Origin of the sequence: Nocardioides ungokensis, from assembly GCF_013466985.1 — a bacterium.
Taxonomy (GTDB): Bacteria; Actinomycetota; Actinomycetes; order Propionibacteriales; family Nocardioidaceae; genus Nocardioides; species Nocardioides ungokensis.
The window spans coordinates 3,086,238-3,108,808 of record NZ_CP059164.1; the positions used below are offsets into that span (position 1 = coordinate 3,086,238).

A 22,571-nucleotide genomic window follows, 5' to 3' on the forward strand; every position below is an offset into this window, starting at 1 on the left:
CATCGCACGCGCGGCGAGTGCCGGTGACTGGTCACCGGACCTTCTGGCAGGCTGTGACCCATGGTGGTGCAGACGATTCCGGCACGGATCCGGTGGGCGGTCGAACTCATGGACGTGCAGCCCGCCGACCACGTGCTCGAGATCGGGTGCGGTCCGGGCGCCGGCGCCGAGCTGATCTGCAGTCGGCTCGAGACCGGCAGGCTCTTCGCGATCGACCGCTCGGAGTCCGGCGTGGACCGCACCAAGCGGCGCAACGCGAAGTACGTCGACGCGGGCCGGCTCACCGTGCGCCAGATCGACCTGGCCACGCTCCGCGTGCCGGTGAAGCGGCTGCACAAGGTCTTCGCCTTCAACGTCAACCTGTTCTGGGTGCGGGAGTGCGCCGACGAGGTGGCGCTCCTCCACGAGCGGGTGCTCCCCGGCGGCGCCGTCTTCCTGTTCTACGAGGCGAACCGGGCCGAGCTGGTCCCGACCATCGTCCAGAAGACCTCGGCGGCGCTGGCCGGCAGCGGCTTCCGGGTCTCGGTCGTGGAGCAGAAGGCACCCGCGGTGGTCGGCATCATCGGACGCAGATAAGTCTATTTCCTTATGACGGGATTGCATTAGGTAATTCCCTAATGTACGGTCCTCATCAGACCGAGACCGAGGGGGCAGCCATGGCCGTCGCCGTCCTGACCGTCGACCAGCGCGGCAGTCGCACCAGCGACGACCGCATCCCCGCCACCCTCGCGGCCCTCGCGGACGCCGCCCTGCTGCGCCCCTTCGAGCGCACGGCCGGCGACGAGTTCCAGGGCGTGCTGGCCGACCCCGCGGGGCTCGCCCCCATCGTCGAGGCGCTGCTGCGCGAGGATGCCTGGAACGTCGGCATCGGCGTCGGCGCCGTCGAGGAGCCGCTCCCTCCCCATGCCAACGCGGGCCGCGGCGCGGCGTACCTCCACGCCCGCGACGCCGTGACCTCCGCCAAGAACAGCCCGTGGCACCTGCGCGTCGCCGGCGACGCGACGCCGGCCGTACGGGCGCTGGAGACGACGCTGTGGCTGTGGGCGGCCGTGCTGGCCCGGCGCACGGCTCGGGGGTGGCAGGTCGCCGACCTGGTCGACGAGGGCCTCTCCTACGACGAGGCGGGCCAGCGGATCGGCATCAGCCAGTCCGCCGTCAGCCAGCGGGCGCAGGCGGCCGGCATCGTCGAGGGCCGCCGGGCGCGCGAGCTCGTGACGCACCTCGCCTCGGCACTGATCACCCCGGCCGACGGAGGGACCGCGTGAGCGCGGCGAACCTCGGACAGCTGGTGCTCGCGCTGCTGGCGGCGGCCCTCGTGGCCGGCGCCTGGGGCTGGTCCCGGCTCGGCATGCGGATCTGGGCGCCGGCGGCCCTCCTGCTCCTCGCCGCGGCTGCCGGGATCGCTGCCGTGCCGGCCGAGGTGACCGTGGACGGACGCGGCGGGAGGGCGGCCCTGGTGACGCTGGCCGGGGTGCTGGCCGTCGTGGGCGGCGGCCCGGTCACCGCCCGCGTGTTCGCCCTGGTCGACCGCGGCGAGACCGCCGCGCAGTCCATGGACCGGGCCGGGCAGGTGCTCCGCGGCGGTGCCTGGATCGGGGCGCTCGAGCGAGGCGCGATCTTCGCCTCGCTCGTCGGCGGCTGGCCCGAGGGCCTGGCCGTGGTGCTGGCGCTCAAGGGCCTGGGCCGCTACCCCGAGCTGCGGGCAGCGGAGGACGGGGTCCGCACCGGCGCCGCCGAACGCTTCATCATCGGGACCTTCACCAGCGTCCTGTGGGCCGCCGCCTGCGCCGGCGTCGTCGTCCTCGTCGGCTGAGCCCGGAGCCGGGCCCAGCCGTCAGCGGGGCCCGACGATCGCGAGCACCTCGGCGCGGGAGAACAGCTCTGCCGCGATCGTCCGGACGTCGTCGAGCGTGACGCCGTCGATGCGGGCGATCACCTCGTCGATGCTGAGCAGCTCGTCGTAGACCAGCTCGGCCTTGCCGATCCGTGACATCCGCGAGCCTGAGTCCTCGAGGCCGAGGACCAGTCCCCCGCGCAACATGCCCTTGCCCCGGCCCAGCTCCTCCTCGGTGATGCCCTCGGCCGCGACCTTGGCGAGCTCCGCCCGGACCACGGCCAGGACGTCGTCGAGCTTGCTGGGCAGGCAGCCGACCGAGACGCCGACCAGGCCGGAGTCGGCGTGGTGGCTGGCGAAGGAGAACACCGAGTAGGCCAGCCCGCGGTGCTCGCGCACCTCCTGGAACAGCCGGCTGGAGGTGCCACCGCCGAGCGCGGTGTTGAGCACGCCGAGCGCGAAGCGCCGGTCGTCCTGGCGGGTGACCCCCTCCATGCCGAGCACCACGTTGACCTGTTCGAAGGGGCGCGTCGCCTCGATCGTGCCCGGGGTGACCCGACGGGTCCGGGCGGCATGGCGCGGGGGCACCGGGGCCTCCGCGCGGTCCAGCCAGCCCTGGCGGCCGAAGGACCGGCGCACCTGGCGGACCAGGGCGGCGTGGTCGACGTTGCCGGCCGCGGCCACCACCATCGTCGCCGGCCGGTAGTGGCGCCGGTAGAAGCGGTGGATCTGCTCGCGGGTGAGCGCGGCGATCGACTCCACGGTCCCGGCGATCGGCCGACCCAGCGGCGAGTCCCCCCAGGCCTGCGCGGCGAACAGGTTGTGCACCACGTCGTCGGGGTCGTCGTCGTGCATCGCGATCTCGTCGAGGATCACGTCACGCTCGGCCTCGACGTCGGCCGGGTCGAGCCGCGAGCTGGTGATCATGTCGCCCAGCACGTCGACCGCCAGCGGCAGGTCCTCGTCGAGGACCCGCGCGTGGAAGCAGGTGTACTCCTTGGCGGTGAAGGCGTTGAACTCGCCGCCGACGGCGTCGAGGGCGATCGAGATGTCCAGCGCCGAGCGCTCCTCGGTGCCCTTGAAGAGCAGGTGCTCGAGGAAGTGCGAGCACCCGTGCAGGGCCGGTGTCTCCTCGCGCGAGCCGACGCCGACCCACACTCCGATGCTGGCCGAGCGGACCCCGGCCATGTGCTCGGAGATGACGCGGAGCCCGCCGGGCAGGACCGTGCGCCGCACCCGCGAGGTCACCTGGCCCTCACCGTCGGTGACGGTCTGCAGGGTCCTGGTCGTCGCCTTGCGGGCGTTGGTCGAGGTAGAACCGGACGACCGGCCAGCAGAAGCCTGCTGGCCGGTCGTCGGGGCGTCGAGCTTGCTCACGCAGTGATCACTCGGCTGCCGGGGCCTCGTCGGCCGCCTCGGCGGAGGCCGAACCCTCGGTCTCCTCGACCACCGGGATCAGCGACAACTTGCCGCGGTCGTCGATCTCGGCGATCTGGACCTGGATCTTCTGGCCCACCGAGACGACGTCCTCGACGGTGTCGACCCGCTTGCCACCGGCCAGCGGACGGAGCTTGCTGATGTGCAGCAGGCCGTCCTTGCCGGGCAGCAGCGAGACGAACGCACCGAAGTTGGTCGTCTTCACGACGGTGCCGAGGTAGCGCTCGCCGACCTCGGGCATCGTCGGGTTGGCGATGGCGTTGACCGCGGCACGGGCGGCCTCGGCGGCCTCGCCGTTGGTGGCACCGATGTAGACCGTGCCGTCGTCCTCGATGGACAGCGTCGCGCCGGTGTCGTCCTGGATCTGGTTGATCACCTTGCCCTTGGGGCCGATGACCTCGCCGATCTTGTCGACGGGCACCTTCAGGCTGATGATGCGCGGCGCGTGGACCGACATCTCCTCGGGCTCGGCGATCGCCTCGCCCATCACGTCGAGGATCGCGAGACGGCGTCGCGGGCCTGCGTCAGCGCCTGGCCGAGGACCTCGGCCGGGATGCCGTCGAGCTTGGTGTCGAGCTGGAGCGCCGTGACGAACTCACGGGTGCCGGCGACCTTGAAGTCCATGTCGCCGAACGCGTCCTCGGCACCGAGGATGTCGGTGAGGGCGACGTACTGGGTCTTGCCCTCCACCTCGCCCGAGATCAGGCCCATGGCGATGCCGGCGACCGAGGCCCGCAGCGGGACACCGGCCTGGAGCAGCGACATGGTCGAGGCGCAGACCGAGCCCATCGAGGTCGAGCCGTTGGAGCCCATGGCCTCGGAGAGCTGGCGGATCGCGTAGGGGAACTCCTCGCGAGTCGGCAGCACCGGCAGCAGCGCACGGCGCGCGAGCGCACCGTGGCCGACCTCGCGGCGCTTGGGCGAGCCCACGCGGCCGGTCTCGCCGGTGGAGAACGGCGGGAAGACGTACTTGTGCATGTAGCGGCGCGACTTCTCCGGGGAGAGCGTGTCGAGCTGCTGCTCCATCTTCAGCATGTCCAGCGTGGTGACACCCAGGATCTGGGTCTCGCCGCGCTCGAAGAGCGAGGAGCCGTGGACGCGCGGGACCACCGCGACCTCGGCGTGCAGCGGCCGGATGTCGGCGAGGCCGCGGCCGTCGATGCGGACCTTGTCGCGCAGGACGCGCTCGCGGACGAGCTGCTTGTTCAGCGAGCGGAACGCCGCGCCGATCTCCTTCTCGCGGTCCTCGAACTGTCCGGCCAGCTTCTCGAGCAGGGCGGCCTTGATCTCGTCGACCTTGGCCTCGCGCTCCTGCTTGTCGGCGATGGTCATCGCGGCAGCGGTGTCGTCCTTGGCCGCGGCCTCGACGGCGTCGTACACGTCGTCCTCGTAGTCGAGGAAGATCGGGAACTCCTGGACGGGCTTGGCGGCCACGTTCGCGAGCTCCTGCTGCGCCTCGACGAGCTGCTTGATGAAGGGCTTGGCCGCGTCGAGACCGCCGGCGACGACCTCCTCGGTCGGAGCCTGCACGCCGCCCTGGACCAGGGTCCAGGTCTGCTCGGTGGCCTCGGCCTCGACCATCATGATCGCGACGTCACCGGTCTCGGTCACGCGACCCGCGACGACCATGTCGAAAACGGCGTTCTCGAGCTGGCTGTGCGTCGGGAAGGCGACCCACTGGCCCTCGATGAGGGCCACGCGGACACCACCGACCGGGCCGGAGAACGGCAGGCCGGAGAGCTGGGTGGAGATGGAGGCGGCGTTGATCGCGAGCACGTCGTAGGGCGTGTCGGGGTTGAGCGCCATGACCGTGATGACGACCTGGACCTCGTTGCGCAGGCCCTTCTTGAAGGTCGGGCGCAGCGGGCGGTCGATCAGGCGGCAGGTGAGGATCGCGTCCTCGCCCGGACGACCCTCGCTGCGGAAGAACGAGCCGGGGATCTGGCCCGCGGCGTACATCCGCTCCTCGACGTCGATCGTCAGGGGGAAGAAGTCGAAGTGGTCCTTGGGGTGCTTGCCGGCGGTGGTCGCCGACAGCAGCATGGTGTCGTCGTCGAGGTAGGCGGTCACCGAACCGGCGGCCTGGCGGGCGAGGAGCCCGGTCTCGAACTTGACCGTGCGGGTGCCGAACTTGCCGTTGTCGAGGACGGTCTCGACGGCGGAGATCACGGGACCCCCGGCGTTGGTGTCAGTCAAAGGGGTTCATCCTTCTGGTTCGCGGAGCGATCCGCGTCGTCCCGCTCTGAAGGCGGGGCTCTGGGACGAGGTCCCCGCCGGGTTTCCCTTGCCTGGTGGAAGGGGGCCGGTCTTCGATCGAGGCCCGCAGATCCGTGCCCGGCGACCGGGCGCGCAGCCCGGAGGTCCGGGCTGGTCGAGATCCTGAGAGCCACTACCGAGGACCGGGCCGAAACGTGCGGGTCGCTCCTGGTGGGTGGTGCGAGGTTCAGTTGTGCTTGTTCAGTCCGACCCTAGCCGGAACGGACCGAAATGTGACGGGAGCGGCTGCCCGACGGGGGCAGCCGCTCCACATGTCATCGACGCAGGCCGAGACGCTCGACGATCGAGCGGTAACGGTCGATCTCGGTCTTCTGCAGGTAGTTGAGCAGGCGACGGCGCTGACCGACGAGCAGCAGCAGACCACGACGGCTGTGGTGGTCGTGCTTGTGCGTCTTGAGGTGCTCGGTCAGGTGGCTGATGCGGTGGCTCAGCAGCGCGATCTGAACCTCGGGCGAGCCGGTGTCGCCCTCGGTCGTGCCGTACTCAGCGATGATCTTCTTCTTGGTCTCCGCGTCGGTACCGATCGACATGCGGGGCTCCTCTCCGGCCCGGGCTCGGGCTCAGTCGTTGCGCGGCGCGCCGGGGCCTGTTCACCCGGGCACTCTCGATCCGCGGCCGTTGGACGGCTGTCACCCCTCCAGGGGGCAACCGGACGAGACTACCAACGCCCGGCAGGGACCGCCGAATCGCGGTCCCGACCGGGCGTCGGGGTGAGGTGCAGGGAGGAGGTCAGACCGCCGGCGGGATGTCGTCGCGGCGCTCGCTGACGGTGCGGGAACCGTCGGCGTGGGTGGTCACCGCCGTCGAGCGACGGGCGCGGTTGGCCTGCACCGCCGTGAGGATGATGACCAGGACGCCCGCGAGCGCGAGGATCCAGCCGATCATGGTGAGGTCCACGCCGCTGATGGCGTCCGTGACCGCGAGGGCCAGGATGAGGCCCAGCGCGAGCAGGAACACTCCGAGTCCGTATCCCATCGGTCTTCCCTTCGATTGTGCCGCCCCCGGTGGGGCGGTCTCGAACATGCAAGCGCTTCATACCCACTCCGGGGTGGCACGATGCGGTGATGCAGACCACCAAAATCGGCGTGTGCAACCTGTGCGAGGCGATCTGCGGACTCCGCATCACCCTCGAGGACGGCGTGGTCACCGGGGTGCGCGGCAACCCGGACGACCCGCTGTCGCGCGGGCACATCTGCCCCAAGGGTGTCTCCATCGGTGACGTGCACGCCGACCCCGACCGCCTGCGCCGCCCGGTCCGCCGGGTGACCGACGAGTCCGGCGCGACCCGCTGGGAGGAGATCGGCTGGGACGAGGCGCTCGACCTGGCCGCGGACGGGCTCGCCGCGGCGATCAACCGGCACGGCCGCGACGCGGTGGGGATCTACCTCGGCAACCCCAACGTCCACAGCCTGGGCTCCCTGACGCACGGTACCGCGATGGTCAGGACGTTCCGGACCCGCAACAAGTTCAGTGCGACGTCGGTGGACCAGCTCCCCCACCAGCTCGTGGCCCACCTGATGTACGGCCACCAGCTCTTCCTGCCGGTGCCCGACATCGACCGCACGTCGTACTTCCTCGTGCTCGGCGCCAACCCGATGGCCTCCAACGGCTCGCTGATGACGGTGCCGGACTTCCCGACCCGGCTGCGCGAGCTGAAGGCCCGCGGCGGGCGGATGGTGGTCCTCGACCCGCGCCGCACCGAGACCGCGAAGGCGGCCAGCGAGCACCACTTCGTGCGGCCGGGCACCGATGCCTTCGTGCTGCTGGCACTGGTGCAGGTGCTGGCGGAGGAGGGCCTGACGCGGCCGCCGTCGTACGTCGACGGGCTGGACGAAGCGCTCGCGGCCGTCGCCGACTTCACCCCCGAGCGCGCCGAGGCCGCGAGCGGCGTCCCCGCCGGCGAGATCCGCCGGATCGCCCGGGAGTTCGCGGCGGCCGACGGCGCCGTGGCCTACGGCCGGGTCGGCGTGTCCACCCACGCCTTCGGGACCGTGTGCCAGTGGGCGGTCCAGCTGCTCAACCTGCTGACCGGCAACCTCGACCGCGTCGGCGGGGCGATGCTGACCAGCCCGGCGATCGACGCTGTGGGCACCGGCCTGATCGGCCGCGGGCACCACGACGTGTGGCGCAGCCGGGTCCGGGGACTGCCGGAGTTCGCCGGCGAGCTGCCGGTCGCCGTGCTGCGCGAGGAGATCGAGACGCCGGGCGAGGGACAGGTGAGGGCGTTGCTGACGCTGGCCGGGAACCCGGTCCTCTCCACCCCTGACGGAGCGAGGCTCGACCGGGCCATCGGCGGCCTGGACTTCATGGCGGCGGTCGACATCTACGTCAACGAGACGACCCGGCACGCAGACGTGATCCTGCCGCCGACCACGGCCCTCGAGCGCGACCACTACGACCTGGTCTTCCACCTGCTGGCCGTGCGCAACACGGCGCGGTTCACCCCCGCGGTCGTGGCACCTGAGCCGGGCGCGCTGCACGACTGGCAGATCTACCGCGAGCTGGCCCGACGTACGACGAAGCGCCTCACAGCCCGACCGGGGCTGCGCAAGCGGCTCACCCAGCGGGCCAGGCTGGCGCTGAGCCCGACCCTTCTCATCGCACTGCTCCTGCGCCGCGGCTCCTCGGGGGTCACGATGCGGCAGCTGCGCGCGAATCCGTCGGGCGTCGACCTCGGCCCCCTGCGAGCGGGCCAGCTGCCGGAGCGCCTACCCCACCGGGACCACCGCATCCAGGCCGCGCCGCCACTCGTCCTCGACGACCTCGACCGGCTGCGCACGTCTCGGCTCACCGGCCCCGACGAGCTGGTCCTGATCGGCCGTCGCCACCAGCGCGACTGCAACTCCTGGATGCACAACACCGAGCGGCTCACGCGCGGCCGCCCGCGCCACCAGCTGCTGATGAACCCCGCCGACCTGGCCGACCGGGGCCTCGCGGACGGCGCCCTGGTGGCCGTCTCCTCGTCGGTGGGGACGGTCCGGGTGGAGGTGCAGGCCAGTGACGACCTGATGCCGGGCGTGGTCTCCCTGCCGCACGGCTACGGCCACGGCCTCGCCGGCACCCGCATGTCGCGGGCGGCGCAGGTGCCGGGTGTCTCCATCAACGACCTCACCGACCCGGCCCTGCTCGACGTGTCCGGCAACGCGGCGCTCACGGGCGTGCCGGTCACAGTCACGGGCATCTGAGCCGGGGGCAGCCCAGCCGGCTCAGCCCTCGAGCAGCGCGAGGACGGCCTCGCGGGCGGCGCGGGGGTCCGAGGCGGCCAGCGCCGCCTCGGCGGCGTCCTCGCAGGTGTCCATCGAGACCGTCGCCAGGCGGGCGCCCACGGGTCGGACCGCGGCCGCCGCCATCGACAGCGACGTGACGCCCATCCCGACCAGGGCGCAGGCGAGCAGCGGGTCGGCGGCGGCCTCGCCGCAGACGCCGACCGGCTTGCCGGCCTGGCGGCCGGCCTCGGCTGTGATCGCGATCAGCTGGAGCACGGCCGGTTGCCAGGGGTCGGTCAGGTGGGCCAGGTCGGTGGCCATCCGGTCGGCCGCCATCGTGTACTGGGTCAGGTCGTTGGTGCCGATGGACAGGAAGTCGACGACCTCCAGCATCCGGTGGGCCAGCAGGGCGGCGCTGGGCACCTCGACCATGACGCCCGCCTTCAGCCCGCGGCGGCGTACGCCCTCGGCGAAGTCCGCGGCCTCGGCCACGGTCGCCACCATGGGCGCCATCACCCAGGCCTCGGTGCCGGTCTCGACGGCCGCGGCGGCGATGGCGTCGAGCTGCCGCTCGAGCAGGTCGGGGTTGCTGAACGAGAGCCGCAGGCCGCGCACGCCGAGGGCGGGGTTCTCCTCGCCCTCGTGGGTGGCGAACGCGACCGGCTTGTCCGAGCCCGCGTCGAGCGTGCGGACACGACGTAGCGGCCACCGTCGAAGGCGCCGAGCACCTGCGCGTAGATGCCGGTCTGCTCCTCGACCGACGGCTCGTCCTTGCGGTTGAGGAAGCACAGCTCGGTCCGGAACAGGCCGACCCCCTCGACGGGCGCCTCGGACGCAGAGCGCGCCGAGTCGCCGTCGGCCACGTTGGCCAGCAGCTTGACCGGGGTGCCGTCGGCGGTGTGCCCCGGACCGGTCCAGGTGGCGAGCGCCGCGCGGGTCTCGCGGTCGGCCTCGACCCGCTCCAACGCCACCGACTCGTCGGGGTGGGTCTCCACGGTGCCGGCGGTGCCGTCCACCAGCAGCGGCGTCCCGGCCGAAACTGCCAGCGCACCGGCGGTGCCGACCACGCAGGGGATGCCGAGCTGCCGGGCGATGATCGCGGTGTGGCTGGTCGGCCCGCCGCGCTCGGTCACCAGCGCGACGACGACCGCGGGGTCCAGGCCGGCCGTGTCGGCCGGGGCGAGGTCCTCGGCCACGAGCACGGAGGGCGTCTGCGGCGTCGGCACGCCGGGCTCGGGCTCACCGACGATGTGCGCGACCACGCGGCGCTCGATGTCGCGCAGGTCGGTGACCCGCTCGGCCATCAGGCCACCCATGCCGGTGAAGACGGTGACGAACTGCTCGACGCCGGCGTGCACCGAGGCGAGCAGGTCCTCACCGGAGCGCAGGTGCTTGCGGACCGCGCCACGCAACCCCTTGTCCCGGGCCAGTCCGGCGCTCGCGGTGAGCACCTCGGCGGCCGCACCCGACGCGACCTCGGCCTTGCGGGCGAAGCCGTCCGCGACCGTCCCGACCGCGGAGTCGAACGCCGTCAGCGCCGCCTCCTCGTCGAGGGCGCTGCCGTCGAAGGCCGCGATCGCGTCCGGCGAGACCTCGGTGCGGGCGACCAGGGCTGGGCCGTAGGCGACGCCGGGCACCACCGGGGTGCCGTGCAGCAGCGCAGGCTCGCGCGCATCGGAGGAGGATCCATGGGAGGTGTCGGTGCTGGTGACCATGGTCACAAGTTAACCCCTCGAAACCCTTGACAGTCAACACGTTCGGGCGTAAAACAACATATACACAGATCAACAACACGACCGGGCACGAGAGGAGGACGCTGATGACCATGTACGCCGAAGAGCGTCAGCAGGCGATGGCGCAGCTCGTCGCCGCACGCGGTCGCCTGTCGGTCACGGTGCTTGCCGACGAGTACGACGTCACCACCGAGACGGTACGCCGCGATCTCTCCACCCTCGAGCGCATGGGGCTGGTGCGTCGGGTGCACGGCGGGGCGGTCCCGGCGAACAGCCTGTCCGTCATCGAGTCCGGCCTGACCGAGCGCGACTCCGCCAACACCAGCGAGAAGGACCAGATCGCCCGCGCCGCCCTCGCCCAGCTGCCGCCCGCCGGCTCCACGATCCTCATCGACGCGGGCTCGACGACGAGCCGCCTGGCGAGCCTCCTCCCCCGCGACCACCGGCTGACGGTCGTCACCCACGCCGTTCCCGTGGCGGCCCGCCTCGCCGGCAACCCGCAGATCGAGCTGCACCTCCTCCCCGGTCGGGTCCGCTCCACCACGCAGGCCGCGGTCGGGCCCGAGACCGTGGCGGCCCTGGCCAACCTGCGCGCCGACGTCCTCTTCCTCGGCACCAACGGGATCACCGCCGACCACGGCCTGACGACCCCCGACTGGGACGAGGCCGCGACCAAGCGGGCGATGGTCGCGAGCGCCCGGCGCAGCGTCGTGCTCGCCGACGCCACCAAGATCGGCACCGAGTCGCCCCAACGCTTCGCCTCGCTCGACGAGATCGACGTGCTCGTCACCGATGACGCGATCAGCCCCGCCGCCCGGCGGGACCTCACCCGGACCGGCCTGGAGGTCGTCGTCGCATGATCGTCACCCTCACCCCGAACCCCAGCCACGACCGCACGGTCGCCCTCCCGGCCGCCCTCGTGCGCGGGGCAGTCCAGCGCGCGGAGTCGGTCACGTCGCAGGCCGGCGGCAAGGGTGTCAACATCTCGCGGGCCTCGGTGGCCGCCGGGATCCCCTCGATCGCGGTCCTGCCCGCACCCCCCGAGGACCCCTTCGTCCTGGAGCTCCTCTCCGCGGGCATCGACTGCCGCGCGGTGCCGACCACCGGCACCCTGCGCGTCAACATCACGATCAGCGAGCCCGACGGCACCACCACCAAGCTGAACAGCCCGGGCCCGACCGTCACCGACGAGGTCCTGACGGGCCTGACGGAGTCGCTCCTGCGCCGGGCGGCCTCGGCCGACTGGCTGGTGCTGGCCGGCTCGCTGCCGCCGGGTGCCCCGGCGACGTGGTACGCCGAGCTGGTCGAGGTGCTGCGCGGGCACGGCGCGCGGGTCGCCGTCGACACCAGCGAGGCTCCGTTGCAGGCGCTCGTCGAGGGCCTCCCGGACAGCGCCCCGCACCTGATGAAGCCCAACGGCGAGGAGCTCGCGTCGTTCACGGGTGCCGATGCCGATCTGCTCGAGTCCGACCCGTACGCCGCCGCGAAGGCCGCCCGCACCCTGGTCGACCGCGGCGTCGAGACCGTGCTGGCCACGCTGGGCGCGAACGGGGCGGTGCTCGTCAACGCCCAGGGCGCCTGGCACGCCACTCCCCCGCCCACCACCGTCGTCAGCACCGTCGGTGCCGGCGACTCGAGCCTCTTCGGCTACCTCCTCGGGGACATCCGGCAACGGAACCCCGCCCAACGACTCGCGCTCGCCGTTGCCTACGGCAGCGCGGCAGCCGGACTTCCCGGCACGACCATCCCGCATCCCACGCAGGTCACGCCCGAGCTCGTCTCGGTCCGGGACCTCGACCTCACCCAAGGAGGGTGAACGATGTCCGACCTGATCACCACAGATCTGGTTCGCCTCGACGTAGACCTGGGCTCTGACAAGCTCAACGTCATCCGAGCCCTCGCCGACGTGGTCGGCAGCGCCGGCCGCGCGACCGACACCGCTCAGCTCGTCGAGGACGTGCTCGCCCGCGAGGCGACCTCGTCGACCGGCCTGCCGGGCGGCATCGCCATCCCGCACTGCCGCACCCGGGAGTCGAGGAGCCGACCCTCGTCTTCGCCCGACTCAGCCCGAAGGTCGACTTCGGCTCCAAGGACGGGCCGGCCGACCTGGCGTTCCTCATCGCCGCCCCGGCGGGCGGGGACGCCACCCACCTCCAGCTCCTGACCAAGCTGGCGCGGGCCCTGGTCAAGCCGGCCTTCACCGATTCCCTCCGTGCCGCCGAGACCCCGCAGGAGATCGTCGGCCTGGTCGAGCACGAGCTCGGCGTCACCCCGGTCGGCGCCTCGGCCCCGGCCGCGACGAAGGCGGCCACCGCAGCCACCACCGCGGAGGCGGCGGGAGCCCCCGCCGGTGGCACCGCCACCGCGACCACGTCGGGCGGCAGGCGCAGCCTGGTCGCCGTCACCGCCTGCCCGACCGGCATCGCGCACACCTACATGGCGGCGGAGGCCCTCGAGGCCGCGGCCGCCCGGGCCGACGTCGACATCTCGGTCGAGACCCAGGGGTCGGCGGGCTCCACCCCGCTGCACTTCAACACGATCGCCGCGGCCTCGGCCGTGATCTTCGCGGTCGACGTCGGGGTCCGCGACCGGCACCGCTTCGCCGGCAAGCCGGTCGTCTCGTCGGGCGTGAAGCGGCCGATCGACGACGCCGACGCGATGATCGCCGAGGCGCTCGCTACGCCGACGACCCGCACGCCCCGAAGGTCGAGGGCACCGTCTCGGCTGCCGAGGAGTCCGCCGGTGGCGAGAACTGGGGCCACCACGTGCGCCGGATCCTGATGACGGGCGTGTCGTACATGATCCCGTTCGTCGCCGCGGGCGGTCTGCTGATCGCACTCGGCTCCTGTTCGCCGGCTACGAGATCGCGCTGCCCAGTCGGACGGGACCGGCACAGCCAACGCGATCGTGGTGCACAACAACCTGTTCAACCTGCCCGACACCTCCTCGCTCGGGCTCGACCACGCGCTGTTCGGCAGCGGCTTCTTCGCCTACATCGGCGCGGTCCTGTTCGTGCTGGGCGCGACGGCGTTCAAGTTCCTGGTCCCGGCGCTGGCCGGCTACATCGCGTTCGCCATCGCCGACCGGCCGGGCATCGCGCCCGGCTTCGTGATGGGCGCCCTCGCGGTCGACCTGGCCGGCTTCGGCCTCCCCCAGACCGGTTTCCTCGGCGGCATCGTCGGCGGCGTCCTGGCCGGCTTCGTCGCGCTGTGGATCACCCGCTGGAAGGTGTCGACCTGGGCCCGCGGCCTGATGCCGGTGCTGGTCATCCCGCTGCTGACACGCTGATCAGCGGCATCTTCATGGTCGTGGTGCTCAGCAAGCGCTGGGCAAGCTGATGGACGAGCTGACCAAGGGGCTCACAACATGAGCAACAACTCGAGCCTGTCGATCCTGCTGGGCGTGATCCTCGGCCTGATGAGGCCTTCGACATGGGTGGTCCGCTCAACAAGGTCGCCTACGCCTTCGCGACCACCGGGCTCGCGGCGGCCGCCACGGCCACCGACGCGCCGCAGCTGAAGGTGATGGCCGCCGTCATGATCGCCGGCATGGTCCCGCCGCTCGGCCTCGCGCTCGCGACGACCGTCCGCCCGGGCCTGTTTCAGCCTCCCCGAGCGGGAGAGCGGCAAGGCGGCCTGGGCCCTGGGAGCGTCGTTCATCACCGAGGGGGCCATCCCGTTCGCGGCGGCCGACCCGCTGCGCGTCGTCCCGTCGATCATGGCCGGCAGCGCGGTTGCCGGCGGTCTCGCCATGGCCATGGACTTCACCTTGAGGGCGCGCCGGCGGGATCTTCGTCCTCTTCGCTGTCGGCCACACCTTCGGCTTCCTGATCGCCCTGGCGGTCGGCACGATCGTCGCCGCCGCCTGCGTGGTCGCCTGAAGTCGATGGGCGAGAGCGACGCCGACCTCGAGCTCGTCTGATCACCACCCGCACGTCATAGGAACGCATCGTCCACCACGAAGGAGAACCATGCCCACCAAGTCCGTCGTCGTCGGCTCGGCCGTCGGCCTGCACGCCCGCCCCGCCGCGATCATCTCGGAGGCGGCCGCCGAGCTCGACCACGAGGTCCTCATCGGGATCCCCGGTGACGAAGCGGTCGCCGCCAGCTCGGCGTTGCTCATCATGACGCTGGGAGCCGGAAAGGGAGCCACGGTCGAGATCTCCGGCGACGACCAGGCGGCGGTCGACGCCATCGCGGCCCTGGTCGAGAAGGACCTCGACGCCTGACCCGTTGAGTTGGGCCTCGTTCGCCCATCAGTTGGGCCTCGTTCCGGCAGCGCCGGAACGAGGCCCAACTGGCATTTGAACGAGGCCCAGCTCAACGAGCAGCGAGGTCGCGTTCCCGCACTGCGAGGTAGACCGCGCGGACGCCGACGGCCCGCTCGAGCTCGCGGAGCACGCTGCCGAAGAACTGCTCGCGGTAGTCTCGTCGGTCACGGTCGACACGGTCAGTAGAGCCCGAGAACGCCGAGAGGAACGTCGCCACCTGCAGCAGCTCGCGGGACACCCCTGGAGCCGGGCAGGTGGTGGCGTTGTGGCCCAGCCACGCCTGCATCACCGGCTCGGTCATGATCAGCGAGCCGAAGAGCATCAGGAACACGAACACCGACAGCGACACAAGCAGCACCTGCACGACTGGACGATCATCAGCACGATCACGAGGTTCCACCGCTCGTAGCCGGTGACCTCGGCGTACGCCGCCGGTGTCGGCCTCCGGATCGGCCACGAGGCGCTCGGCGTCCTCGGCGAGCGGGTGCCCCGGCAGGCGTTGAGCAGCATGGCGTCCGTGACGTCGTCGTCGGGTGCGGTCCACCTCCTCGGGCAGCCGCACCAGCAGGAAGCCCACGCCGATGAACACGAACAGCAGCACGGTCAGCCACAGCTGGCCGAACCGAGGTTGGTGAAGACCTGCCAGACCTCGGTGCTGATGAACAGGAACGTGATGAACAGCAGCAGCAGCGGAAGCGCCCGGTGTCATCGGCAACAGGGTGCGCAGGCTGCCGAAGGTCTGCGCCAGCGCCCACCGCACGATCGGGCCGGCCTTGAGGGCGGTCAGCGCGTAGAGGACCGACAGCGGCCAGGGAGAGCGACACGAGCACGGCGGGCCCGACCGCGAGCTGGTCGGCCAGCCACGCCAGCGCTCCCGCGGCGCCGGGCGGCCAGCGCCACCAGCAGCAGGATCGGCACCAGCCGGCGCGGCCGCAGCGCCTCCCGGGCAGCGTGCCGCTGCTCGGGGACGAAGTAGGACAGGCCGTGGTGCAGGAACCACTCCTCGGTGGCCGGCACCACCCCGGCGGCGGTGGCGGCCCGGCTCACGCGCTGGCCCCAGCAGCAGCTCGCGCGCCCGGTCGACGTCGTCCTTCATCTGCTCGACCAGCTCTCCACCGACGCGAAGGCGACCATGCCGCGCAGCCGGTCCACGAACGACACCTCCCACGTCCACGCCGTAGAGCTCGAGGTCGGTGCGGTCCAGCACGTAGCTCTCGACGCGGCGCTCGCGCTGGCCGTCGAACGTGGGGTTGGTCCCGACGCTGATGGCCGCGGGGGTGGCGCTCGCCGGTGTCGGTACGCCGCAGCCCACCCGGCGTAGACGCCGTCGGCCGGTGCGGCGGTCATGGTGCTCGTGGGTACGTTGGCGGGTCGGGTAGCCGAGCTCACGGCCGCGGCGGTCGCCCTGCACGACCGTGCCGTGCACGGCGTACGGCCGGCCGAGGGCCTCGGCGGCCCGCGACGTCCCCGGTGGCCAGGCAGGTGCGGACGTACGTCGAGGAACCAGACCTGCGGGCCGCCGTCCAGGGCGATCCCCTCGGCCTCGAAGTCGTGGACCGCGCCGGTCTCACGCAGCGTCGCGACGTCGCCGGCGGCACGGTTGCCGAACCGGAAGTTGGCCCCCACGACCACGGCGGCGGCGTGCAGCGTCGTCACCAGGACGCGCTCGACGAACTCCTCGGGCGTCCACGAGGCCATGTCGCGGTCGAAACGGCAGCACGAGCACCGCGTCCGCGCCGCTGTCGCCCAGCAGCTGGGCGCGCGTCTCGACGAGGTCAGCGAGGACGGCGCGTGCTCGGGACGCAGCACCGCCATCGGGTGCGGGTCGAACGTCACCGCGACCAGGGTCAGGTCGCGCTCGTCGGCCACCTCGCGCGCCCTCGTGAGCACGTGACGGTGCCCGAGATGGACGCCGTCGAAGTTGCCGATGACCACGGCGGTGCGGCCCAGGTCCGCCGGGACCTCGTCGATGGATCGCCAGATGTGCACGGCCTGAAGACTACTAACGCCATGCTCAGACGAAGACGGCCACGGCCCGGGCGACCCCGCCAGGGCTCGTAGAGGGCGAGGAACTCGCCCTCGGGCGCGAAGACCCGCGGTGACCCCGTCGACCGCGAGGTCGAGGGCCCGACCCACGCGCACGTCGGCGGCGTGGTCCTCGTCGAGGTCGCGGGAGGGGAAGGCCGGCGTGCGGCCTCGCGATCGGCATCAGCGTGAGCTCCTCGGCCAGCTCCTCGAGGGTGTGGGCCGCGGCCAGGTCGTAGGGACCCACGGCGGTGCGGCGGAGGGCCGTCAGGTGTCCCCCCACGCCGAGCCGTGCGCCGAGGTCGCGGGCGATGGCGCGGATGTAGGTGCCGCTGGAGCAGCGCACCGACACCGTGACGTCGAGGTGGTCGCCCTCCGGACGGACCTGTGCACGACGAGCTCGTGCACCGTCACCGGCCGCGCCTCCAGCTGCACGTCCTCGCCGTCCCGGACGCGTTGGTAGGCCCGCTTCCCGTCCACCTTGATCGCCGAGACCGCGGTCGGGACCTGCTCGATGTCGCCGACGAACTCCGCCAGCGCGGCCCGGACCGTCGCCTCGTCAAGCCGGAGACCGAGGCGGTCGCGGTCACCTCACCTCGGCGTCGTCCGTCGTGGTGGAGGCACCGAGCCGCAGCGTGGCGTCGTACGCCTTCTCGGTGAGCATCAGGTGGCCGAGCAGAGGGTGGCCCGGTTGACGCCGAGCACGAGCACCCCGGTCGCCATCGGGTCGAGCGTCCCGGCGTGACCACCTTGCGGGTGCCGGCCAGCCGCCGGACCCGCGCGACGACGTCGTGAGAGGTCATCCCTGCGGGCTTGTCGACGACGACGAGACCCGACGCGCTCACAGGGTGTCGTCGTCGCCGAGGTCCTCGGCGTCGGTGTCCTCGCGCGGCTTCTTGTACGGGTCGGCCTCGCCGGCGTACGTCGCCCCGCGCCGGGCGGCAGCCTCCTCGTCCAGGGCCCGCGCCTTGGCCAGCACCTCGTCGAGGTGCCGGGCCGTCTCGGGGAGCGCGTCGGCGACGAAGGTCAGGCGTCGGCACGTGGCGCATGCCAAGCTGCTTGCCGACCTCCGAGCGCAGCAGGCCCTTGGCGACTCCAGCGCCGCGCGGTGGCGGTGAGCGCCTCCTCCTCGTCACCGTCCACGCCGAGCACGGTGTAGAAGATCGTCGCCTGCTGGGTGTCCCCGGTGACCCGCACGTCGGTGACGGTCACGAAGCCGAGCCGAGGGTCCTTGATCCGCGCTCCCAGCATCTCCGCGACGATCACCTGGATCCGGTCCGCGATCTTGCGCACGCGTGGGCTGCTCATGGCCTACCTTCTCAAAAGTCTGAAACGTGAGTCGGCGGGACCCCGCGAACGGGGTCCCGCCGACGTGCACTGCTGGGTCAGGCGCGCGGGATCTCGCGCATCTCGAACGCCTCCACGACATCGCCTTCCTTGATGTCCTGGAAGTTGCGGAGCACCAGACCACACTCGAAGCCCTCGCGGACCTCCGACGCGTCGTCCTTCTCCCGCTTCAGCGAGGGCCAGGTCGAGGTTGTCCGCGACCACGGCGCTGTCGCGGATGACGCGCACCTTGGCGTTGCGCCGGATCAGGCCGCTGGTGACCATGCAGCCCGCGATGTTGCCGATCTTGGACGAGCGGAAGATCGCGCGGATCTCCGCCTGGCCGAGCACCGACTCCTCGAACTCCGGCTTGAGCATGCCCTTGAGGGCCGCCTCGATCTCCTCGATCGCCTGGTAGATGACCGAGTAGTAGCGGATCTCGACGCCTTCCTTGTCGGCCATCTCCGTCGCCTTGCCCTGGGGCCGGACGTTGAAGCCGATGATGATGGCGTCGGAGGCCGCAGCCAGGTCGACGTTGGTCTCGGTGATCGCACCGACACCGCGGTCGATGACCCGGAGGCTGACCTCCTCGCCGACGTCGATCTTGGCGAGGGCGTCCTCGAGGGCCTCGACCGAACCGGACACGTCGCCCTTGAGGATGAGGTTGAGCTCCTGGCTCTCGCCCTTCTCCATGGAGGCCATGAAGTCCTCGAGGGTACGACGCACGCGGCGCTTGGCCTGCATGGCCGCCCGCTCGCGCGCCTCACGCTTCTCGGCGATCTGGCGGGCCATGCGGTCGTCCTCGACCACGATGAAGTTCTGGCCCGCACCCGGCACCGCGCTGAGGCCCAGCACCATCGCCGGACGCGACGGGTCGGCCTGCGTCAGCTCGTTGCCGTGCTCGTCGAGCATGGCGCGGACCCGGCCGTGGGCCGGACCGGCCACGATCGAGTCGCCGACGCGGAGGGTTCCGCGCTGCACCAGCACCGTGGCGACCGGACCGCGACCGCGGTCCAGGTGCGCCTCGACGACGAGACCCTGGGCGTCCTGGTGGGGGTTGGCCCGCAGGTCCAGCGACGCGTCGGCGGTGAGCACGACGGCCTCGAGCAGCTTGTCGAGGTTGAGCTCGGACTTGGCCGAGACGTCGACGAACATCGAGTCGCCGCCGTACTCCTCGGGCACCAGGCCGTACTCGGTCAGCTGGCCGCGAACCTTGGTCGGGTCCGCCTCCGGCTTGTCGATCTTGTTGACCGCGACCACGATCGGCACACCGGCCGCCTTGGCGTGGTTGAGCGCCTCGACCGTCTGCGGCATCACACCGTCGTCGGCCGCGACCACCAGGATGGCGATGTCGGTGGCCTGGGCACCACGGGCACGCATGGCGGTGAACGCCTCGTGACCCGGGGTGTCGATGAAGGTGATGCGACGCTCCTCGCCGTCGACGTCGGTCGTGACCTGGTAGGCACCGATGTGCTGGGTGATGCCACCGGCCTCTTTGTCCACGACGTTCGCGCTGCGCAGCGCGTCGAGGAGCTTGGTCTTTCCGTGGTCGACGTGACCCATGACGGTCACGACCGGCGGACGGATCGCGAGGTCGCTCTCGTCGCCCTCGTCCTCACCGAACTCCAGGTCGAAGGACTCGAGCAGCTCGCGGTCCTCGTCCTCGGGAGAGACGACCTGGACGACGTAGTTGAGCTCCTCGCCGAGCAGCTCGAACGTCTCGTCGTTGACCGACTCGGTCGCGGTCACCATCTCGCCCAGGCTGAACAGCATCTGGACCAGGGCGGCCGCGTCGACGCCGATCTTCTCGGCGAAGTCGGTCAGGGACGCGCCACGGGGCAGCTTGACGATCTCGCCGTCGCCCTTCCGGACGCGCACGCCGCCGATCGTCGGGGCCTGCATGGCCTCGAACTCCTGACGACGCGCCCGCTTCGACTTGCGACCACGACGCGACGGACCGCCCGGGCGACCGAAGGCACCCTGGGTCTGGCCACGCTGGCCGGGACGACCGCCGCCGGGACGGCCACCACCGCTGGGGCCGAAGCCGCCGGGACGACCACCGGCACCGGGGGCACCGGCACCGCCGCGACCGGGCGCACCGCCACGACCGGGGGCGCCACCACGACCGGGGGCACCGGGACGACCCGGACCACCGGGGCCGCGGCCACCGGGGCCGGAACCGAAGGCAGCCGGGGACTTGGGCATCATTGCCGGGTTCGGACGCGGCATGCCGCCGCGACCGGGGGCACCCCCGTCACGGGCGGCCGGCGGCCGCGGGGGACGCTGGTCACCGGCGCCGGAGCCGGCACCCGCGGGAGCACCGGGCGCGCCGGACGCGGGACCGCGGTCGCCGCCGGGCGCGGGCCGACGGCCCATGCCCTGGCTGGACGAGAACGGGTTGTTGCCCGGACGCGGAGTGCCACCGGGACGGCCCACGGGCCGGGGAGCCGGCGCCTTGGGAGCGGGCGCGGAGGACTTCGCAGCCGGCGCCGCGGGGGCGGCCGGAGCGGCCGGAGCGGCGGGCTCGGCCGGCGGTGCGGCCGGCTTCTCGGCGGCCGGACCGGGCTTCGGGCCGGGTCGGGGAGCCGACGACGCCTTGGCGGCGGGCGCCGCGGGCTGGGCAGGCTTCTCGGCCACCGGGACAGGCGTCTCGGCCGGAGCCTCGGGTGCCTTGGCGGGAGCCGGCGCAGGGGTCGGGGAGGGAGCCTGGGGAGCCGGCGCCTTGGCGGCGGGCTTCTCGGCGGCGGGAGCCTCGGCGGGCGCGGACGCCCCGGCAGCCTTCAGCTGCTCGCCGAACTCCTTCTTGAATCGCATCTCGACGGGGGGCTCGACAGTCGAACTGGCCGACTTGACGAACTCCCCCATCTCCTTGAGCTTCTCGAGAACGAACTTGCTCTCGACGCCGTACTGCTTGGCGAGCTCGTGAACTCGGGTCTTAGCCACGCTTCTCCTTCTGGCCTCAGACCCGGGTCCAGCGGAGCTGGGGGAAACCTGAGACCGTTAGTGGTTGTGCAAACTCATCGCGAAGTACTCATCGAGTGCTCATGAGCTGCTGCTCCAGTTTCTGTCGGTCGATCACGGTTGGACTGCGCGCGAGTCGAGGTAGTCACCCACCGGTGCGCTGGACAGCCCGTTCCGCGCCCGGAGGGCACGGGTGAAGGCTTTCCGCCGCACCGCGAGGTCGTAACACCCGGTGGTGGGGTGCAGGTGCGCTCCCCGACCGGGTGCGGAGCCGGCAGGATCGGGAACGACGGCCGGGTGGCCGTTCGCGTCCGAGCCGACGGTCACCCGCAACAACTCGCGTTTCGTGGTCCGCCGACGACAGCCGATGCAGGTCCTGACCGGAACCGACGCGAGGTCGGGATCCGGGCAGGGAGCAGAGACGTGTTCGCGGACCACTGCACACCACCTTACCGTGCGGAGCCACCGGTTATCGAACCGGCCGCTCCGGGTGCCCGTCGGCGCTAGGGTGCGGGCGTGCGTCCCGTGGCAGCAGCGCTGGCTCCCCTCACCCGCCGACTCGTCTATCCCGCCCGGGCCACGCGGGTCTCCCCCGCGGGGACGACCCTGCACCTCACGGTGACCGGCACGCCGCTGCGCGGCTGGGAGGTCAACCCGGGTCGACGTCGCGGGCTGGTCTACTTCGGTGGCAACGGCGAGTCGGTCCAGCACCTGCGTCCGGAGCTGGAACGCCGGTTCCCCGACCACACCTGCTACCTGCTCGCCTACCGGGGCTACGGCGCCAGCGCGGGCCGCCCCTCCGAGCGTGCCCTGGTGGGCGATGCCCTGGCGCTCGTGGACCACGTGGCGACCCGCCACCCCGACGCTCCGGTGGACGTGATCGGCCGCAGCCTCGGCAGCGGGGTGGCCGTCCAGGTGGCGGTGCGCCGTCCGGTCGAGCGGCTCGTGCTCGTCACCCCGTTCGACAGCCTGTACGCCGTGGCGCGGGACCTCGTTCCCCGGCTGCCGATGCGACGCCTGCTCCACGACCACTTCGACTCAGCGGCCGTGGCCGACCGGCTGGGGGCCGAGGTCCTGGTGCTGCGCGCCGGCCGCGACACGCTGGTCCGCCCGGACCGCACGACCAGCCTGCTGGCCGCGTTGCCCGGACGGCCCCGGGTCGTCGAGCTGCCCGACGCCGATCACTCCGACCTGGTCGAGGACCCGACGTACTGGCGCTCGATCGCGGAGTTCCTGCATCCCTGAGGTGTCAGACCGTCGAGTCGGCGTTGCTTGACGCCCCACCGGCCTCACTGCCCGGCCGTGCTCGCTGCGCTCGCCGGCCTCACACCCCGGCCGTGCTCGCTGCGCTCGCCGGCCTCACACCCCGGCCGTGCTCGCTGCGCTCGCCGGCCTCGTGGGCACGCTTCACGCCCTCGCGCGGCCACGCCGAGTCGGCGCAGCTTGACCTCCCCCGCTTCGCTCCTCCGGTCAACCTGGGCCGACTCGGCTCATATCGACAT

16 protein-coding genes and 8 pseudogenes are annotated in these 22,571 nt (G+C 72.1%); 9 read left to right on the forward strand and 15 right to left on the reverse strand.

The window, feature by feature from the left end; genetic code table 11:
- Positions 1-60 precede the first annotated feature (60 nt).
- The 3 genes from H0S67_RS15235 (at position 61) to H0S67_RS15245 (ending at position 1,813) form a co-directional block, all read left to right on the forward strand.
- Entirely contained in the window at positions 61-576 is a 516-nt protein-coding gene (locus H0S67_RS15235) for a class I SAM-dependent methyltransferase (RefSeq protein WP_180933737.1), read from the forward strand.
- Positions 577-656: 80 nt separating this feature from the next.
- Positions 657-1,265, forward strand: coding sequence for a transposase (locus H0S67_RS15240; RefSeq protein WP_180933738.1), 609 nt, complete (start codon positions 657-659; stop codon positions 1,263-1,265).
- The gene (locus tag H0S67_RS15245) at positions 1,262-1,813 is read left to right on the forward strand and encodes a hypothetical protein (protein ID WP_180933739.1); all 552 of its coding nucleotides are present in this window, start codon (positions 1,262-1,264) and stop codon (positions 1,811-1,813) included. Before H0S67_RS15240 ends, H0S67_RS15245 begins: the two co-directional genes overlap by 4 nt.
- 21 nt (positions 1,814-1,834) lie before the next feature.
- Here H0S67_RS15245 and H0S67_RS15250 read toward each other — a convergent pair whose 3' ends face one another.
- The 4 genes and pseudogenes from H0S67_RS15250 to H0S67_RS15265 all read right to left on the reverse strand — a co-directional run bounded on the left by H0S67_RS15250 (position 1,835) and on the right by H0S67_RS15265 (position 6,523).
- Positions 1,835-3,211, reverse strand: coding sequence for a M16 family metallopeptidase (locus tag H0S67_RS15250; protein WP_180933740.1), 1,377 nt, complete (start codon positions 3,209-3,211; stop codon positions 1,835-1,837).
- 7 nt (positions 3,212-3,218) lie between these two features.
- Positions 3,219-5,467, reverse strand: a pseudogene (locus tag H0S67_RS15255) (polyribonucleotide nucleotidyltransferase).
- A gap of 335 nt (positions 5,468-5,802) precedes the next feature.
- Positions 5,803-6,078 (reverse strand): 30S ribosomal protein S15, encoded by a 276-nt coding sequence (rpsO, locus tag H0S67_RS15260; protein WP_180933741.1) that lies wholly within the window; start codon positions 6,076-6,078, stop codon positions 5,803-5,805.
- A gap of 199 nt (positions 6,079-6,277) precedes the next feature.
- Complete coding sequence (locus H0S67_RS15265; RefSeq protein WP_180933742.1) at positions 6,278-6,523, reverse strand: DUF6458 family protein; 246 nt, start codon at positions 6,521-6,523, stop codon at positions 6,278-6,280.
- 89 nt (positions 6,524-6,612) lie between these two features.
- Between H0S67_RS15265 and H0S67_RS15270 the strand changes: the two genes are divergently transcribed.
- A complete protein-coding gene (locus H0S67_RS15270) occupies positions 6,613-8,733 on the forward strand; it encodes a molybdopterin-dependent oxidoreductase (RefSeq protein ID WP_180933743.1) in 2,121 nt (706 codons plus the stop codon).
- A 21-nt stretch (positions 8,734-8,754) separates the two neighbouring features.
- Here the strand turns inward: H0S67_RS15270 and H0S67_RS26810 are convergent, their stop codons facing one another.
- Both H0S67_RS26810 and H0S67_RS26815 read right to left on the reverse strand, forming a co-directional pair.
- Positions 8,755-9,543, reverse strand: a complete 789-nt coding sequence (locus H0S67_RS26810) for a putative PEP-binding protein (RefSeq protein ID WP_281368864.1) — start codon at positions 9,541-9,543, stop codon at positions 8,755-8,757.
- Positions 9,516-10,469 (reverse strand): annotated as a pseudogene (locus H0S67_RS26815) (PEP-utilizing enzyme); the annotation flags it as partial. The pseudogene H0S67_RS26815 and the gene H0S67_RS26810, both read right to left, overlap by 28 nt.
- Positions 10,470-10,495: 26 nt before the next feature.
- Between H0S67_RS26815 and H0S67_RS15280 the strand changes: the two are divergent.
- From H0S67_RS15280 to H0S67_RS15295, 4 genes and pseudogenes are all read left to right on the forward strand, one after another.
- Positions 10,496-11,347, forward strand: a complete 852-nt coding sequence (locus tag H0S67_RS15280) for a DeoR/GlpR family DNA-binding transcription regulator (protein WP_246354774.1) — start codon at positions 10,496-10,498, stop codon at positions 11,345-11,347.
- Entirely contained in the window at positions 11,344-12,303 is a 960-nt protein-coding gene (locus H0S67_RS15285; protein WP_180933744.1) for a 1-phosphofructokinase family hexose kinase, read from the forward strand. Before H0S67_RS15280 ends, H0S67_RS15285 begins: the two co-directional genes overlap by 4 nt.
- A 3-nt stretch (positions 12,304-12,306) precedes the next feature.
- Positions 12,307-14,367: pseudogene (locus tag H0S67_RS27475) on the forward strand (PTS fructose transporter subunit IIABC).
- 90 nt (positions 14,368-14,457) lie between these two features.
- Positions 14,458-14,715 carry an HPr family phosphocarrier protein gene (locus tag H0S67_RS15295; RefSeq protein WP_180933745.1) on the forward strand — a complete coding sequence of 86 codons (258 nt, stop codon included), beginning with the start codon at positions 14,458-14,460 and terminating at the stop codon, positions 14,713-14,715.
- A 91-nt stretch (positions 14,716-14,806) separates the two neighbouring features.
- On the opposite strand, the gene H0S67_RS23735 is transcribed toward H0S67_RS15295, so the two are convergent.
- The 9 genes and pseudogenes from H0S67_RS23735 to H0S67_RS15325 all read right to left on the reverse strand — a co-directional run bounded on the left by H0S67_RS23735 (position 14,807) and on the right by H0S67_RS15325 (position 21,681).
- Positions 14,807-15,358, reverse strand: coding sequence for a hypothetical protein (locus tag H0S67_RS23735; protein ID WP_219635760.1), 552 nt, complete (start codon positions 15,356-15,358; stop codon positions 14,807-14,809).
- A gap of 182 nt (positions 15,359-15,540) precedes the next feature.
- The gene (locus tag H0S67_RS23740) at positions 15,541-15,804 is read right to left on the reverse strand and encodes a hypothetical protein (RefSeq protein ID WP_219635761.1); all 264 of its coding nucleotides are present in this window, start codon (positions 15,802-15,804) and stop codon (positions 15,541-15,543) included.
- 73 nt (positions 15,805-15,877) lie between these two features.
- A pseudogene (locus H0S67_RS28280) lies at positions 15,878-16,183 on the reverse strand (riboflavin kinase); the annotation flags it as partial.
- 170 nt (positions 16,184-16,353) lie between these two features.
- Positions 16,354-16,746, reverse strand: a pseudogene (locus tag H0S67_RS28285) (adenylyltransferase/cytidyltransferase family protein); the annotation flags it as partial.
- A gap of 25 nt (positions 16,747-16,771) precedes the next feature.
- Positions 16,772-17,128: a hypothetical protein gene (locus H0S67_RS28290; protein ID WP_425489820.1), complete on the reverse strand. Its 357-nt coding sequence runs from the start codon at positions 17,126-17,128 to the stop codon at positions 16,772-16,774.
- Positions 17,050-17,505: pseudogene (locus H0S67_RS28295) on the reverse strand (hypothetical protein). Before H0S67_RS28295 ends, H0S67_RS28290 begins: the two are co-directional and overlap by 79 nt.
- A 118-nt stretch (positions 17,506-17,623) precedes the next feature.
- Positions 17,624-18,090 (reverse strand): annotated as a pseudogene (gene rbfA / locus H0S67_RS15315) (30S ribosome-binding factor RbfA).
- 77 nt (positions 18,091-18,167) lie between these two features.
- Positions 18,168-21,051, reverse strand: a pseudogene (gene infB, locus H0S67_RS15320) (translation initiation factor IF-2).
- A gap of 132 nt (positions 21,052-21,183) precedes the next feature.
- Complete coding sequence (locus H0S67_RS15325; protein ID WP_343050117.1) at positions 21,184-21,681, reverse strand: YlxR family protein; 498 nt, start codon at positions 21,679-21,681, stop codon at positions 21,184-21,186.
- Here H0S67_RS15325 and H0S67_RS15330 point away from each other — a divergent pair.
- Entirely contained in the window at positions 21,586-22,314 is a 729-nt protein-coding gene (locus H0S67_RS15330; protein ID WP_180933747.1) for an alpha/beta hydrolase, read from the forward strand. The two genes, H0S67_RS15325 and H0S67_RS15330, sit on opposite strands and share 96 nt — an antisense overlap.
- Positions 22,315-22,571: the final 257 nt, after the last annotated feature.